The following is a 16,197-nucleotide window of genomic DNA, read 5'->3' as shown; positions in this document are numbered from 1 at the left end:
TGCAACTATTCCACGAGGTCGGCCCTGAGCGATTCAGCAGTACTGCCTGAAGCCAGTTTGAAAACCCGTGCAACTATCGCACGAGGTCGGTCCACAACACCATCAGCACGGTCATCAGTGCGGGGCCGATGAAGATGCCGAGCAGGCCGAACGTTTCCGCGCCGCCAAGAATACCGAACAGCACGAGCAGGAACGGCAAACGCGTCGAGTTGCCGATCAGCACCGGCCGCACGAAGTGCTCGGCGATGAACACCACGACGGATCCGAACACGGCGAGGCCGACGCCCGCCGCCACCGAGCCCTGCGAGACCAGCCACAAGGCCGCGAGACCGAACGTGAGCGGCGCGCAGAACGGCAGCATCGCGGCGATCGCGGTGACGAGCGCGAGCAGCGCGACATGCGGCAAGCCCGTCACGAAATAGGCGACGCCCAACAACGCGCCCTCGCCGAGGCCGACCACGACCAGTCCCGACACCGTGCCGCGCACCGCCGTGGCCATGCGTAGCAGAAGCTGCGCGCCGTCTTCGCCGAAGCCACGCCGCATGCCTTTGAGCAGCGAGCCCGACAGGCGCGGCCCCGCCTGAAAAATCACGAACAGCGTGATCAGCATGAAACCGAACACCGCTACGGCATGCGCCGCGCGGGCGCCGAAGTGCCGGCCGAGCGTCATCACCGTCGGGCTGTGCAAGCCTTTCATGGCCGCCGATCCGCGCAGCGGCTGAGCGAGATTGGCCTGCCACCACGCGGAAATCTGCTGCACGCCGAACGGCAGATGCTGGATGAAATCCGGCAACGGAATGCCGTTTTCCTGCGCGTCTTTGAACCAGTCGCTCATGTCGTGCGCTTCGCGAAGCGCCTGGGCAATGCCGATGCCCACCGGCAGCACGACCAGCAACGCGATCGCCAGCGTCAACACGGCCGCGATCAGCGTCGTGCGCCCGGTGAACCAGCGGTTGCCCTCGACCCTGCGCAACAGCGGCCATAGCGCGATCGCAAGCACGGCGGCCCATGCCACCACCGCGATGAAGTCGCGCGCGACCCACAACGCCAGCAACACCAGGCCGATGTACAGCACGAGCGAGGCCGCTCTCTGCTTCTTCAGGCAGTGCGGCGCTTCAGGCGATTCAGGCGGTGCGACAGGCGGGCGTGAATTCATGTGAGCTCTTATGGTTTTGTGAAGGCGCCCTCATGGGACTTCCTTCGATGTGCGCGCGAGCCGACCGGAAAAATGCAAAACCGCTACACTGGCGCGGCACGGTCGCTCATCAATAACCACATCTTAAAGGAAGCACCGTCGCCTCTTGCAGGCGGTACGCTTGTCTCACTACGTACAACACTGCGTTGCAAAAATCCGTCCTATCGTAAATTCAGCATAACAATGGCCCGCGAAGGCCCGTCTTTTCGGGATAGCGCGAATGTCAAGTTTCATTGTTGCTGTTTGAAGAACAGTGTTTCAACTGCGACACAATGGCTATCCGGCGCGCGCGGGACTACATTCGGCACACCACACAATACGGAGCCGACGACGATGACCTTAGAGTCCATCCCCCTTGACGGTACCAATGGCGTCCGCATCGAAATTCTCGAGCGCTCGGACACGACGCTCGTGATTCGCTGGGTCGAGCCGGGAAAATGTCATTACGGCGAGCAGCGGTGGCGGCGCAGGTCGGCACATACCTCGGGAACATGTGCAGTGTCGCGCCGCAAGATTCGCCGCGGCGACGCGGTGTTCAAACCGGCCGAGCGGCCGGCGCCTTTGAATGCTTCGGCCATGATCTGCGCTGAACTGCTGGAGTGCGTCGAGGCCTGAGCCTCAATCTCCCTGCCGGCGTCGCGCGCACGTCCTGGCCAACGCGCCTGACGCGCTCGCTCTGCCCGGCGCGCCAACCCACATAGCGGCACGCGCATCGCGTGACCCGCTTCACACCGTGGGTAAAACACCCTCTGATTGCGGCCCCTCGCCACGTGCGTTAAGGTGGACGACGTTGCGTCAAGTCACCTGCCTGTTCCACGCACAGCGTTATCGTGACCCGCACTCCACCCACCGCGCCGCGCCCCTTGCGGCGCCGATTGAGGGCATACCATGGCCGAAGACACGCCGGAAACCCGCACGCCAATAGCGCCCTCCGCGCCTCCCGCACCACTCGTCGCACCGCAACAATTTTCTCTCGACGTCCTGCTCGAAAAGTACGCGAAAGGCGACGAGCAATCCGCCGACGATGTGTTCAAGCGCGTCGCGCGCGGCGTCGCCGAGGCTGAACCGCAGGCGCTGCGCGAATCGGTCGAGGCGCTCTTCGTCGACAACCTGCGGCACGGCGCGCTCGGCGCCGGCCGCATCATGAGCGCGGCGGGCACCGGCATTGCGGCCACACTGATCAACTGCTTCGTGCAGCCCGTGGGCGACGCGATTCAGGGCGTCGACGAACAAGGCCTGCCCGGTATTTACGTCGCGCTGTTGCAAGCAGCCGAAACCATGCGCCGCGGCGGCGGAGTCGGCTATAACTTCTCGGCGATCCGTCCCAAAGGCGCGCGCGTTCACACCACCAGTTCGTCGGCGTCCGGTCCGTGCAGTTATATGGACGTGTTCGACGCGTCATGCCGCACGGTCGAAAGCGCCGGTTCGCGGCGCGGCGCGCAGATGGCCGTGCTCGACTGCAATCATCCCGATTTGCTGGAGTTCATCGAAGCCAAGCATTCGAAAGGCCGCTGGAACAACTTCAACGTCTCGGTCGGCGTGACCGATGAATTCATGCGCGCCGTCGAAGAAGATCAACCGTGGCAACTCGTGCATCGCGCCGAGCCCTCGCCGGCCCAACGCGCTGCCGACGACGTGCGGCAACGCGAAGACGGCCTGTGGGTGTACAGCGAACGTCCGGCGCGCGCGATCTGGGATCGCATCATGCGCTCCACTTACGACGTCGCGGAACCCGGCATCGTATTCATCTCGCGCATGAACGAGGACAACAATCTGCGCGCCGTGGAAACCATCCGCGCCACCAATCCGTGCGGCGAGCAACCGCTGCCGGCGTATGGCTGCTGCAACCTCGGACCGCTGAACCTCACGCGTTTCGTGATCGATCCGTTCGCGCAGATGGAAGGCCGCAAGCCTTCATTCGATTGGGACGGCCTTGCCAAACGCACGCGCACGCAGGTGCGCTTTCTCGACAACGTGCTCGACGTCACGCTGTGGCCGCTGCAGCAGCAATACGACGAGTCGCGCGCCAAGCGGCGCATCGGCGTGGGCTTCACCGGCCTCGGCGACACGCTCGTCATGCTCGGCTTGCGCTACAACTCGCAGGAAGGCCGCGACTTTGCCGTGCGCATCGCGCGACTGATGCGCGACGAGGCGTATCGCGCATCCGTAGACCTGGCGCGCGAGCGCGGCGCGTTTCCGCTTTTCGACGCCGCGCGTTATCTGGAAGCCGGCACGTTCGCTTCGCGCTTGCCCGAAGACATCAAAGAGGCCATCCGCCGCGACGGCATTCGCAACAGCCATCTGCTCTCCATCGCGCCGACCGGCACCGTGAGCCTCGCCTTCGCGGACAACGCGTCGAACGGCATCGAGCCGGCCTTCTCGTGGACCTACACGCGCATGAAGGTGATGGCCGACGGCGGCCGCGAATCCTTCGATGTCGAAGACTACGCGTATCGGCTCTATCGCGAGCTTGGCGGCGACACGAACAAGCTGCCGGACTATTTCGTCAGCGCACTGGAGATGTCGGCACGCGACCATCTCGACATGATGGCGGCCGTGCAGCCGTACGTGGACACGTCGATCTCGAAGACGGTGAACGTACCCGCCGACTACCCGTTCGAAGCGTTCGAAAGCCTTTACTTCGATGCTTGGAAAAACGGCCTCAAGGGTCTCGCCACCTATCGTCCGAACGAAACGCTCGGCGCGGTGCTCAGCGTGAGCCCGCCGCAAGCCGACGACACGCTGACCGAGAGCGACCTCGATCCGCTGCGTATCGCGATCGATCATCGGCCCAGGGGCGAGTTGCCCGCGATCATCGAGAAGGTCGAATATCTGACGCAGTTGGGCAAGAAGTCGCTTTACGTGGCGGTGTCGTTCATCGAGGTCACGGGGCGGCTGGGTGGTGAAGACGTCACCATCGAACGGCCTATCGAGTTCTTCATTCCGACGGGTCAGCGCGACGAATCGCAGCAATGGATCACGGCGACGATGCGTTCGCTGTCGCTGGCGGCGCGCGGCGGTTTTGTCGCGCGCAATCTGCAGGACATGCGCAAGGTTTCGTGGGATCGGGGGCAAGTGCGGCTCGGTGAGGTGCAGCGTCTCGACGGACATCGCGCGCCACGCTGGCACGATTCGGAAGTGGCCGCCCTCGCCTTCGCGATCCAGCAGATTCTGCATCGGCGCGGCTTTCTCGATGCCGAAGGCAATCAGGTGCCCTCGCGCATGCTGGCGCGTTTGCCGCGCGGACAGATGCGGGCTGAGACGGCGTTACCGGCGGATTTCGGCATTCGTCCGCATCCCGTTGAGACTGATGCCGACGCTCTCGCGTTGACGCAACCCGGCGGCGCGCAAGGCTTGCATACGATGCTCGGGCGCAAGTGCGGGTCGTGCGGGGCGAATGCGGTGATTCGCAAGGATGGGTGTGACTTTTGCACCGCGTGTGGTGAGGTGGGGGCGTGCGGGTAGATTGTTCTGCGTGAAAAAAGTCGCGGCCGCTATTCTTCGCGGCCGCTTTTTTTGCGCCAACTGAGATCGCCAAGCGCGCCGTCATCAACCGACTCTCGTCCCGCGCACGCTGCCAATTGAGTAAATCGCATACGCGGCACGACCGGGCCCTAACGTTCTAACCCACCCTCGCGTAATAAAGATTCTGCGGATGCTTCGCTTCAGCAAAGAAAAACCAGCGCTCCGCCACCAACCCCGCGTACTGCACGAGACACGCCGCAGCCAGCAAGCCGAGCGAAACGCCAATCGAATGCAAGCTCGCCCCTAACGCCATCAACAAAACCGGCACAACAAACGCTGTCGCGAGAAACCCCCATTTGACATTGCGCAGCGTCCCCGCCGATTTGCCGTGAAAGAACTCGCGCAGATTGAACGCACCAGCGGTAAAGCCGCGCGACACCTGCACCAGCTTCGGATTGTGAATGCCGGTGGCGCTCTGCACCGTCGACTTCGGCCGCAAGCGCGCATTGCGCATGAGCGACGCCGAGCGGCTCGCGCAGCCGGCGAGCGTCAGCACGCATGCGCAAACAGCGAGTCCAACGGTCCACTCGGGCGCGAACCACGCGCTCAAAGCCGTCGCCAGTGTGAAGCCTGACGCGCAGCCGAGCAGCGTGAAGTTCACCAGCGTGAGCGGCGTGGCCCACTCCTGCAGAAAGCGCAGGCACGCGTAGATCATCGCCGTGCAGACGAACAGCACCGCGCTCGCCAGCACGCCGAGCCAGCCGATCGCGAGCGACCACGGCGAGCCGAACCAATGCGCGACGCCATAGAAAAACGCGCAGGCGAGAAACGCCGGCAGGCACAGACACTCACGCGACAACCACGACGTGCGCCACATGGCGATCGCGCGCCATGCGCGTTCGGGATGGCCGAGATGGAAGAACGACGCGATCAGTCCGAGCCCGCCTAACACCACCGACACACCCGCGCCGGCGATATAGAACGCACCGGAGGGCGACGCGAGCAGTCCCAGATGCGCGGCCGTTTCCACGCCGACGAGCGCGATCAGCAGGCCTTGGGCCGCGCCGCTCAAAGTGGTCAGAAAAACCACGGAGAATGCGGGATTCATCGTGAGGTCCTATCAGTCGTTAGATGCGCGTCGCCATCGACGCAAGATGCAACTCGCCGCGCTCGAATTGCGCATCGAGCGATTCCGGTTCCTGCACCGAGCCCGACGATTTGCACGAGCACGAACCGCTGCCACAACCCGCGGCCTCGGTGGGCACGCGCGGCAAATAGTGATTCGCCGGCCGCGTATTCCACTCGGGCATCAACTGATAGCCGCCGCGCTCCTCGATCGCCTTCGACACCACCGACTGCGGATCGTGAATATCGCCGAACAGCCGCGCCGAAGTCGGGCAAGCGAGCACACAAGCCGGCTGCCGATCGCGCTCGGACAGGTTTTCATCGTTGATCCGGTCGACGCACAGCGTGCACTTGGTCATCTCCTTGCGGCTTTCGTCGAGTTCGCGCGCGCCGTACGGACACGCCCACGCGCAATACTTGCAGCCGATACAGCGGTCGAAGTCCACCAGCACGAGTCCGTCTTCCTTGCGCTTATAGCTCGCACCGGTCGGACAGACCGGCACGCACGGCGGATCCTCGCAGTGCAGGCACGACTTGGGAAAATGGATCGTCTCGGCGTTGGGAAAACTGCCGGCTTCAAAGCTCTGCACCCGGTTGAAGAAGGTGCCGGACGGATCCGCGTCGTACGGATTCATATCGGCGAGACTGCCCGATTCGCCCGACGTGTTCCACTCCTTGCAACTCGTCACGCAAGCATGGCACCCCACGCACACGTTCAGGTCGATCACCAATGCCATCTGTGTCATCAAAGGCTCCTTGCGGCTGTCCCGATGTTATTTGCGCCCCGTCGCGCCGCGCAGCCGCGCCGCGAACTCCCCTCGCCCCGCGAAGTAGGTCTGCACGATCCGTGAGATAACGCCGTTCTCGCCCGGCACCGCGGGCATCGGCGCGAACTGCGGCAGCGTGTGCCGCGCGTCCGCCTCCGCCGGATAGATGCGCACGCGCACGTCGTACCACGCGGCCTGGCCCGTCACCGGATCGGAATTCGACATGCTTCGCGCTACATCGTCGGCGCGGTTGGGCAACTCGTCGGTGATGAGGTGGTTGAGCAGGAAGCCACGTTGCGATTCGTTCGCGCCCGGGCCGAGGCTCCATGCGCCCGACGCCTTGCCGATCGCGTTCCACGTCCATACGGTGCCCGGCTCGACGGTCTCGCTGAAGCGCGCCATGCAGCGCACGCGACCCCACTGCGATTCGGCGTAGATCCACGCGCCATCGGCGATACCGTTTTCGGCCGCCATCAACGGATTCATGTACAGATAGTTCTCGCCGTGAATCTGCCGCAGCCATGCGTTCTGCGAGTCCCACGAGTGGTACATCGCCATCGGCCGCTGGGTCACCGCGGCGAGCGGAAACTTGTCGAGGTCGGTCGCCGCGCTTTCGAGCGGCGCATACCAGAACGGCAGCGGATCGAAGTACTTTTCTACCCGCGCGCGCAAGTGGTCCGGCGGCTGCCTGCCGCTCGTGCGGCCCTGCGCGGCGAGCCTGAACTTCTGCATCACGTCGGAATAAAGCTGGATCAGAATCGGCTCGCTGAACTTGCGAAAACCGTGCTTGACCGCCCACTCGAGATACGGCCCGTTGCAGTTGCGCATGTACTGCAGCGTCTCGGGCAACGGGTAGTGGAACACGCAATTGTTCTTCGCGTATTGTTCCCACTGGTTCGGATTGGGTTCGCCCACCAGCGCCTTGTCGCCGTCCTTGCCGCGCCAGCCGATCAGAAAGCCCACGCCGGACTCGGGCGACGTCGTGAAATTGACGACGAAGTCGGGATAGTCGCGATAACGCCTTGCGCCCTCGGCGGTCGTGAAGGCAGGAAACTTCAGACGCGACGCAAGCTCGATCAGCACTTCCTGGAACGGCTTGCATTCACCGGTAGGCGGCACGACCGGTACGCGCACCGAATCTACCGGACCGTCGAATTCGGAGATCGGCCGGTCGAGCATGGACATCGCGTCGTGCCGTTCCAGATACGTCGTGTCGGGCAGGATCAGATCGGCGAACGCAGTCATCTCCGACTGGAACGCGTCGCACACCACCAGAAACGGAATCTTGTACTCGCCGTTGGCCTGCTTGTCGACCAGCATCTCGCGCACTTTCATCGTATTCATCGACGAATTCCACGCCATGTTGGCCATGAAAATCATCAGCGTGTCGATGGGATACGGATCGCCGCGCCACGCGTTGGTAATCACGCTGTGCATCAGGCCATGCACGGCCAGCGGATATTCCCACGAGAAGGCCTTGTCGATGCGCACCGGTCCACCCTGATCGTCGAGGAACAGGTCCTCGGGCGCGGCGGGCCAGCCGAGCGGACCGGTGGCGAGCGGCGTGTTCGGCTTGACGGCGTCGGGACTGTTAGGCGGTTTCGCCGACGGCGGCACGGCGCGCGGAAACGGCGATTTATGACGAAAGCCGCCGGGCGTGTCGATCGTGCCGAGCAGCGACATCAGCACGGCTAGCGCGCGGATCGACTGGAAGCCGTTGGAGTGCGCCGCGAGGCCACGCATGGCGTGGAAAGCGACCGGGTTGCCGGTGACCGTTTCGTGCGTCTCGCCCCATGCGTCGGTCCAGCGGATCGGCAAGGTGATGCGATGAGCGCGGCTCGTCTGGATCATTTCACCGGCGAGGCGGCGAATCGTGTCGGCTGAAATGCCGGTGATGCCGGCGGCCCACTCGGGCGTGCAATCGGCCACGCGTTCGCGCAGCAAGGCGAACGACGGCGTGACCGGCGTGCCGTCGTCGAGCGTATAGCGGCCGTCGAGCGCGGGATTGACGCCGGCCGCGTGATGCGGCACGGCGCGTGCGGCTTTTGCATCCCACCAGAGATGATTCTGCGGAAACAGCGGATTGCCGACCGGCCGCTCGGGATCGCGCACGAACAGGCCGAAGTTTTCGCTGGCTTCGTCGAGCGAGACGAGCTCCGCCGCGTTGGTGTAGCGGCGCACGAATTCGTGATCCCACGCGTCGGCGGCAATCAGTTCGTGCAGGAACGCCATGAACAGCGCGCCATCGGTGCCGGGCTTGATCGGCACCCACTCGTCGGCGATCGCCGCGTAGCCGGTGCGGATCGGATTGATCGCGATGAAGCGGCCGCCCGCGCGCTTGAACTTCGAAATGGCGATCTTGAGCGGATTCGAATGATGGTCTTCCGCCGTGCCGATCATGAAGAAGAGCTTGGCGTTATCGAGGTCCGGCCCGCCGAATTCCCAGAACGAGCCGCCGATCGTATAGATCATGCCCGCCGCCATGTTCGACGAGCAGAAGCCGCCATGCGCCGCGTAATTAGGCGTACCGAACTGTTTGGCGAAGAGTCCGGTCAGCGCCTGCATCTGGTCGCGTCCGGTGAAGAGCGCGAATTTTTTCGGGTCGGTGGCGCGAATGTGGCCGAGACGCTTTTCGAGCACCTCGAACGCGTGTTCCCACGACACCGGCTCGAACTGCGCGCTGCCGCGCTCGGCGCCCGGCTTGCGCATCAACGGTTGAGTGAGGCGCGCGGGCGAGTACTGCTTCATGATGCCGGAAGCGCCCTTCGCGCAGATCACGCCCTGGTTGAGCGGATGCTCCGGATTGCCGTCGATGTAGCGCACCTCGCCTTCGCGCAGATGCACACGAATGCCGCAACGGCAGGCGCACATGTAGCAGGTAGTCGTTTTGATGTCGAGCCGTTCGTTCTGTGTGCGGGCGTGGTGTTCCATGCGGGATCTCCCTCGCTGCTCCGGCTGCGCCGAAGCGGTGGTGATGCAATACCGCCCATCCTATGCGCCGTCGCCCCACAAGGGAAATCGCCATTTTCGAGAGAAACTATCCGCCGCGCCGATAGTTTATGTTTGGCTTTCAATGGCGAGTCGGCTGCGTGTCGGCATGCGCTGCCGCATCCCGACATGCGGCGGCTCGCCGGACGACCGGCGTGTGGCGTGGTCGTGCGGCACCCAGCTAGACCTTGGCCTTGGCTAAGCGCGGCCTTCGAGTTGTGCGATCAAAGCGTCCGGAATCTCCACGCCGTCTTTCTGCGCCGTGTCCGCGAGACGCTCTCTTCGATCGCCGGGCAAGCGTACATCGTCGTCCATCAGCATCATGTCGATCAGGGTTTCCACGCGCGACAGGTACGTGTCGTGACCAGCCAGCGCGCCTGGATCGATCGCCCAGAACAGATGGCCGATGCGCGAGCGCTCGCCCTCTTCGGTCAGGAACGAGCCGGCTTCGTAGCCGAAGTTCGCGCCCGTCAGGGCCGCCGCCAGCAACTCGACGACCAGCGCCAGCATCGCGCCTTTGGCACCGCCGAACGGCAGCATCATGCCGTCGAGGGCCGCACGGGCGTCGGTGGTCGGCTGACCGTCGCGGGCGGTCGCCCAGCCCTCGGGAATCGGCTTGCCGTCGCGCGCGGCCAGCGCGATCTTGCCGCGCGCGATCTGCGACAGCGCGAGGTCGATCACGAGCGGCTCGCCCTTGCGGCGCGGGAACACGGCGGCGATCGGGTTGGTCCCGAACAGCGCGCGGCGGCCGCCCCACGCGGGCATCGCCGCCGGCGAATTGCTGAACGCGAGCGCGACCATGCCTGCCGCGCCGAGCGCGGCCAGATGGGCAGCGCCCACGCCGAAGTGGTGGCTGCGCTTCACGCCCGCGACCGCGCTGCCGAATTGCTTCGCGCGCTCGGCTAGCGTCGCGACCGCGAGGTCGCACGCGGGATAGGCCAAACCGTCCGCGCCGTCGATCAGCACCGCCGCGCCGCGATCCGCCACGATCGCAGCTTGCGCGGCGGGATCGACGCGGCCGTTGCGCAACTGCGCGCAATACATCGGCAGACGCGATACGCCGTGCGACGACAATCCGCGCAGGTCGGCATAGACCAGCGCGCGAGCCGTGGACTCGGCGGTGGCCGGCAATGCGCCCGCGCGGCACAGCGAATCGACGGCAAGCGTGGTGAGCGCATCGGGGGACAGTCGGGCCATCGGGGATTCCTCAAGTTGTGTTGTTGGTGTTCGGCACGGGTCGGGCACCGCGGCGAGCCGTTCGGCTGGTAACGCCGCCGCGCGTTCGGCGACGAGTGTGAGATCGAAACGCACACAAAGCAATGCCGCAATGTGTGGATTGCGGCATTGTCCGTGATGATCCTCTTCTGGATCGCTATTGTGATTGTCCTACTCAACCGCCTTTTTCCAGCAGCGTCGTACCGGCAGACGGATGTCTTTCCTCAAGACCAGGTTGAGTCGACGGCGTCTGGACCTGCGGTTTGGACTGCACCTGATCCCGCACTTCACGCGGCGCCGCGAGAAATTCCCTTGCCGCGCGCGCATCGAAAGCACCTTCCCAACGCGCGACCACCAACGTCGCCACCACGTTGCCGATCATATTGGTCAACGCGCGAATTTCGTTCAGCACACGATCCACGCCGAGAATCAGCGTGATGCCCGCCACGGGGATGATGTTGTGCGTCGACAGCGTCGCCGTCAACGCGACCAGCGCCGCTCCCGCCACACCCGCGCCTCCCTTCGAAGTCAGCATCAGGATCGCCAGCAGACCCAGTTGCTGCATCAACGAGAGATGCGTGTTGGTGGCCTGCGCGATGAAGAGCGAAGTCATCGTCAGATAGATCGCGGCGCCGTCGAGGTTGAACGAATAGCCGGTAGGCAGCACGAGTCCGACGATCGCCCGCGGGCAGCCCATGCGTTCGAGCTTCTCCATCAGCCGCGGCAGCACGGATTCCGTGGTGGACGTGCCCAGCACGATCAGCAGTTCCTCGCGAAAGTAGCGCAAGAGCGGCCAGAGTCCGACGCCCGCCCAGCGCGCCGCCGCGCCAAGCACGATGGCGACGAACAGGATGCTGGTGATGTAGAAGCAGAGAATCAGCAGCCCGAGTTGCTGCAAGGTGCCGATACCGTATTTGCCGACCGTGAAGGCGATCGCGCCGAATGCGCCGAGCGGCGCGAGCCGCATGATCATCTCGACGATGCGCATGAGCGTGTCGCCGAACTGTTCGATGCCGCGCATGAGCAGCCGGCTGCGCTGCGACATGATCGACAGCGCGATGCCGAACAGCACCGAGAACAACAGCACCTGCAATAGATCGCCCCGTGCAAATGCACCGACCACCGAATTCGGCACGAGCAGATCGAAGAAGCTCGACGATGCCGAATGCGCGTCCGCCACGTAGTGCGTCATGGCATGCGTGTCGAGCGTGGCGGGATCGATGTTCAGCCCCGCGCCCGGATGCAGCACGTTCGCCACCACCAGCCCGATCACGAGCGCGATGGTGGTCACCACTTCGAAATAGAGCAACGTCTTGAAGCCGACGCGGCCGACCTGCTTGAGGCTTTCCATTCGCGCGATGCCCACCGACACGGTGCAGAAGATCACCAGCGTGATCAGCATCTTGATGAGGCGGATAAAGGTATCGCCGAGCGGTTTCATTTCGACGCCGAACGCGGGCGCGAAGTAACCGACGACAATTCCGGCCGCAAGTCCGATCAGGACTTGCACGTAGAGATGTTTGAGCACGCGCAAGATGGTGTCTCCTCCACTCGCTGCCGCCAGGTGTCGAACCGGCGCCGTTAGCGGCATGGCTTGCCGGCAACGGGCGGCGTCGTGGCCGTTCTCCGTGCCGGCGAGCGCCGGGATTTGGGGTCCACTGCGATACTACCAGGCAAATGCGGCAAACGTGGCAAACGTGGCAAACGCGGCAACCGCTGCGGCCGCGCTTTGCCTCGCCGCCAGAGCCAGACTCAGGCGCTTTCGAACAGCCGGGTCAGCACGAACTCGCGATGACCGAGCGCTTCCGCGGCGGTAAAGCGGCCGTTGATCGTGGCCATCATGCATTCGAGCAGTTTGTCGCCGCTCTGATCGAGGTTCTGTTCGCGCTGCAGAATGCCGGTTACGTCGACATCGATATGCTCGCCCATCGTGCGCACCGTACGCGGGTTCGCGCAGATCTTGATGACCGGCACGATCGGATTGCCGATCACGTTGCCCTGCCCGGTCGGGAAGAAATGCACCGCGAAACCGGACGCCGCGCACAAGGTCACCATCTCGGCCGCCGCAGACGACGAATCCATGAACCACAGCCCCGCGTGCGTCGGCTCCTCTGCCTTGTCGAGCACGCCGTCAACCATGCACTTCTTGCCGATCTTCTGGATATTGCCGAGCGCCTTTTCCTCGATGGTCGTGAGGCCGCCCGCGATATTGCCCTTGGTGGGTTGCGACTCGGAAAGGTCGTCCGTCTTCCAGCGGTTGATCATGTCCTGATAGCGGTCGAACATGAACTGGAAGCGCTCGCGCACGCCGTCGTTGGCGCAGCGCGCGGCGACGATCTGCTCGCCGCCGGTCAACTCCGACGTCTCGCCGAACACGAGCGTGGTGCCGAGTCCATATAGCTTGTCGAAAGCATTGCCGACGGTCGGATTGGCGCCGCAGCCCGAGGTCGTATCCGACTCGCCGCACTTGGTGGAGACCCACAGGTCCGAGATCGGACATTCCTCGCGATCGAGCGAGGTGGCGTACTGCACCATTTCCTTGGCCGCCTTCGAGGCGCGCATGATGGTGTCGTGATCGCCATGCAGTTCGATGCCGAAGCCCATCACCGGCTTACCGGTTTTGGCGATGCCGTCCACCACGCGCTTGGTCCAGCCTTCCTCGATACCGATCACGATCACCGCCGCGACATTCGGGTTGCTGCCCGCGCCGATCAGCGTGCGAAAGTGCAGATCGAGGTCGGCGCCGAACTGCAGCCGCCCGTACGGGTGCGGCAGCGCCATGGTGCCTTTGATGTTGTGCTCGACGGCTTGCGCCGCGGCGTTCGACAGATCGTCGACCGGCAGGATGATCACGTGGTTGCGTACGCCAACGCGGCCATTGTCGCGACGATAGCCGCGGAAAGTCGTATCCAGGTCAATCACGCTCATGGTGTGTCTCTCGTTCAGATCGTTCGGATGTGGGGCGATTCGATTGCGGCAGTGCGGGTAGCCGGCGAGCGCGGCTTACCAGCGCTTCGTCTTGATGTTGTGCACGTGGGCGTGTTCGCCGGCCTTGATCGGCGCGACCACCTTGCCGATATCCACGCCGTACTTGAACACCGTGTCGCCCACTGCCATGTCCTTGAGCGCCACCTTGTGCCCGATCGGAATGTCCTGTCTGGCCCGAAAGGTCACGATCTCGTCGTCGTCCATGATCCACGCGTTCAGTTGCGTGCCCGCCTTGATGCCCTCGACGACCGCCACACCGACTGTGTCTTTCGCCTCGTGCAACACGATGTGAATCGTCTTGCGTTCGGGCGACGCGCCCGCTGCCGCGGTGCCCTTGATGTCTGCCGTGGGATTGCTCATTAGCGTCTCCATTCGTGAATTGAATGCGGTGTCGTGCCGCTGGGAAAGCGCAGCCAGATGCGCTGCTGTGGAATGGATATTAGGCGGCACATCGGTGGATGTCAACTAGGTCATCTATATGTGTTACATGAGTGTTTTCCAGTAGGGCCCAGGAATTCAGGTCATCTGGATGGACTAGATGAGTTTGTCGTTTAAAATCGGCGCAGGTCTAACTCGCGAGCGGCATCGCACGGCTCGCGCATTGCAGAGGTATTCATGAGCACGCTCGCCATCAATCCGCCCGCGCTGGGCGGCACGCGCTACAAAGAGGTCAAGAGCGCGATACTCGCCGCGCTCTCGGCGGGCGAATGGAAAGGCGGCGAATGCATTCCTTCGGAGAAGCGGCTCGCCGAGCGCTTCGGTGTGTCCATCGGCACGCTGCGCAAGGCGATCGACGAACTGTGCGCCGAGAACATCCTGATCCGTCATCAGGGGCTGGGCACGTTCGTGTCCATGCATCAGCGCGACCGGCATTTTTTCCGTTTCTTCCGGGTCGTGCGGCGCGACGGCGACAAGGCCTATCCCGTCGTCACGCTGATCCATTTCAAGAAGGCTCGTGCTTCGCGCGAAGTGGCGGCCGTGCTCGGCGTGGAAACCGGCGCGCGCGTGTTCCAGTTCGTCAACGGCCTCGCGCTGCATGGCAAAACGGTCCTGATCGAACATATCACCGTGCCGGAGGCGCACTTTCCGGGTCTCACCGAAACGAAACTGCGCAACCGGCCGAACACGCTGTACAACTTCTATCAGGACGGTTTCGGCATCAACGTGGTCGAGACCGATGAACGCGTCAGCGTGGGTCTGGCGAGCGAACTGGAAAGCGCCGAGTTAGGCGTGGAGGTCGGCGCGCCCTTGCTGGAGATCCGGCGCATTGCCTACTCGTATCATCGTGCCGTGGTCGAGCTGCGGGTTTCGCGGCTCAACACCGAAGAGTACGAGTACATCGGCAACCGGCCGGGCAGCAGCGAAGAAAAGTAGCCGCGGACCGCGCGGGTTCTAAACGTCAGATCGGCGTCAGTACCGCTTCTCCCGCAAAATGCCGGCGGGCGTTGCTCAAAAAGTTGTCGACCGAGGCCGTGATCGCTTCCGGCGAGCGGCCGCCCACGTGCGGCGTCAACACCACGTTCCGCAGCGTTAGCAAGGCTTCGGGCGGATGGGGCTCGCTCTCGTAGACGTCGAGCGCGGCGCCGGCAATCGTCCCTGTTGTAAGCGCCTGCGCGAGCGCCGCCGTGTCGAGCACACTGCCGCGCGAGACGTTGACCACGAAGCCCTGCGGACCGAGCGCCTCGAACACCGCCGCGCCGATCAGATGACGCGTTCCCGCACCGCCCGGCGTCGCAACGATCAAAAAGTCGCTCCAGCGCGCAAGGCCTTCCACGCTATCGAAGTACCGATGCGGCGAGCCTTCACGCGGCTTACGGTTGTGATAGCCGATTTCCATCTCGAAGCCCGCGCCGCGCCGCGCGACCTTCTCGCCGATATTGCCGAGCCCGACAATGCCGAGGCGCTTGCCGGAGACGTTCGGGTGCATCGGCAAGGTGTCGCGCCAGACGCCCTTGCGGGTGGCCTGATCGAGTTGCGGCACGTCGCGCACCACCGCGAGCAGCAGCGCGAATGCATGATCGGCCACGCAATGATCGTTGGTGCCCGCGCCGTTGACGAGCACGATATCGCGCGAGCGGGCGTGGTCGACGGCGAGGTTTTCGTAGCCCGCGCCCAGCGCGCTGATGAGTTCGAGCTGCGGCATGCGGTCGATGTCCGCGGCGGCGAGCCCGGTCGTGCCGTTGGTCAGCACGGCGCGAATCGTCTCGCCGTGCGCGTCGAGCGCGGCGGCTCGGCCGGCGGCATCGGGCGCGTAGACGACGTCGAACGCGGCCTCGATCTTCGCGCGGCTTGCATCGTTGAGGTGGATCAGAACCAGCAGGGATGGCTTCATGGCGGCGCTTTTTCCTGGCGACGTGGATGGACAGGACAATTTCCAGGCCAGTGTAACAAGGCTCCCGAAGGCTTGCCGGCAAGCCCGCTCACGAGCCGGATGCCTTGCCGGCTGCGCCCCGG

Annotated in this window: 12 protein-coding genes; 3 read left to right on the top strand and 9 right to left on the bottom strand. The window is 64.1% G+C overall.

The window, feature by feature from the left end:
- Positions 1–73: 73 nt before the first annotated feature.
- Entirely contained in the window at positions 74–1,156 is a 1,083-nt protein-coding gene (locus PQR54_RS33995) for an AI-2E family transporter (protein WP_408253358.1), read from the bottom strand.
- A gap of 372 nt (positions 1,157–1,528) precedes the next feature.
- Here PQR54_RS33995 and PQR54_RS33990 point away from each other — a divergent pair, with 372 nt between their 5' ends.
- Positions 1,529–1,810: a DUF3331 domain-containing protein gene (locus PQR54_RS33990; protein ID WP_106311561.1), complete on the top strand. Its 282-nt coding sequence runs from the start codon at positions 1,529–1,531 to the stop codon at positions 1,808–1,810.
- A 273-nt stretch (positions 1,811–2,083) separates the two neighbouring features.
- Positions 2,084–4,660: an adenosylcobalamin-dependent ribonucleoside-diphosphate reductase gene (locus tag PQR54_RS33985; protein ID WP_408253356.1), complete on the top strand. Its 2,577-nt coding sequence runs from the start codon at positions 2,084–2,086 to the stop codon at positions 4,658–4,660.
- 157 nt (positions 4,661–4,817) lie between these two features.
- Here the strand turns inward: PQR54_RS33985 and PQR54_RS33980 are convergent, their stop codons facing one another.
- From PQR54_RS33980 to PQR54_RS33950, 7 genes are all read right to left on the bottom strand, one after another.
- Positions 4,818–5,768 carry a dimethyl sulfoxide reductase anchor subunit family protein gene (locus PQR54_RS33980; RefSeq protein ID WP_408253353.1) on the bottom strand — a complete coding sequence of 317 codons (951 nt, stop codon included), beginning with the start codon at positions 5,766–5,768 and terminating at the stop codon, positions 4,818–4,820.
- Between the two features lie 19 nt (positions 5,769–5,787).
- Complete coding sequence (locus PQR54_RS33975) at positions 5,788–6,531, bottom strand: 4Fe-4S dicluster domain-containing protein (protein ID WP_408253351.1); 744 nt, start codon at positions 6,529–6,531, stop codon at positions 5,788–5,790.
- Between the two features lie 27 nt (positions 6,532–6,558).
- Positions 6,559–9,483, bottom strand: coding sequence for a molybdopterin-dependent oxidoreductase (locus PQR54_RS33970; RefSeq protein ID WP_408253349.1), 2,925 nt, complete (start codon positions 9,481–9,483; stop codon positions 6,559–6,561).
- Between the two features lie 255 nt (positions 9,484–9,738).
- Positions 9,739–10,737, bottom strand: a complete 999-nt coding sequence (locus tag PQR54_RS33965) for an Ldh family oxidoreductase (RefSeq protein WP_408253347.1) — start codon at positions 10,735–10,737, stop codon at positions 9,739–9,741.
- Between the two features lie 193 nt (positions 10,738–10,930).
- A complete protein-coding gene (dctA, locus tag PQR54_RS33960; protein WP_408253345.1) occupies positions 10,931–12,289 on the bottom strand; it encodes a C4-dicarboxylate transporter DctA in 1,359 nt (452 codons plus the stop codon).
- A 218-nt stretch (positions 12,290–12,507) separates the two neighbouring features.
- Positions 12,508–13,683, bottom strand: coding sequence for a UxaA family hydrolase (locus PQR54_RS33955; RefSeq protein ID WP_042328033.1), 1,176 nt, complete (start codon positions 13,681–13,683; stop codon positions 12,508–12,510).
- A gap of 75 nt (positions 13,684–13,758) precedes the next feature.
- Positions 13,759–14,103: a UxaA family hydrolase gene (locus PQR54_RS33950; protein WP_408253343.1), complete on the bottom strand. Its 345-nt coding sequence runs from the start codon at positions 14,101–14,103 to the stop codon at positions 13,759–13,761.
- A gap of 255 nt (positions 14,104–14,358) precedes the next feature.
- Here PQR54_RS33950 and PQR54_RS33945 point away from each other — a divergent pair, with 255 nt between their 5' ends.
- Positions 14,359–15,117, top strand: coding sequence for a GntR family transcriptional regulator (locus tag PQR54_RS33945; protein ID WP_408253341.1), 759 nt, complete (start codon positions 14,359–14,361; stop codon positions 15,115–15,117).
- 25 nt (positions 15,118–15,142) lie between these two features.
- On the opposite strand, the gene PQR54_RS33940 is transcribed toward PQR54_RS33945, so the two are convergent.
- On the bottom strand, positions 15,143–16,075 hold the full coding sequence (locus PQR54_RS33940; RefSeq protein ID WP_408253338.1) for a 2-hydroxyacid dehydrogenase: 933 nt from the start codon (positions 16,073–16,075) through the stop codon (positions 15,143–15,145).
- Positions 16,076–16,197: the final 122 nt, after the last annotated feature.

Source organism: Paraburkholderia phytofirmans, assembly GCF_046028095.1.
GTDB lineage: Bacteria > Pseudomonadota > Gammaproteobacteria > Burkholderiales > Burkholderiaceae > Paraburkholderia > Paraburkholderia phytofirmans_A.
The sequence above is the reverse complement of the archived record's forward strand: the minus strand, read 5'-3'. Positions and strand labels throughout refer to the sequence as shown.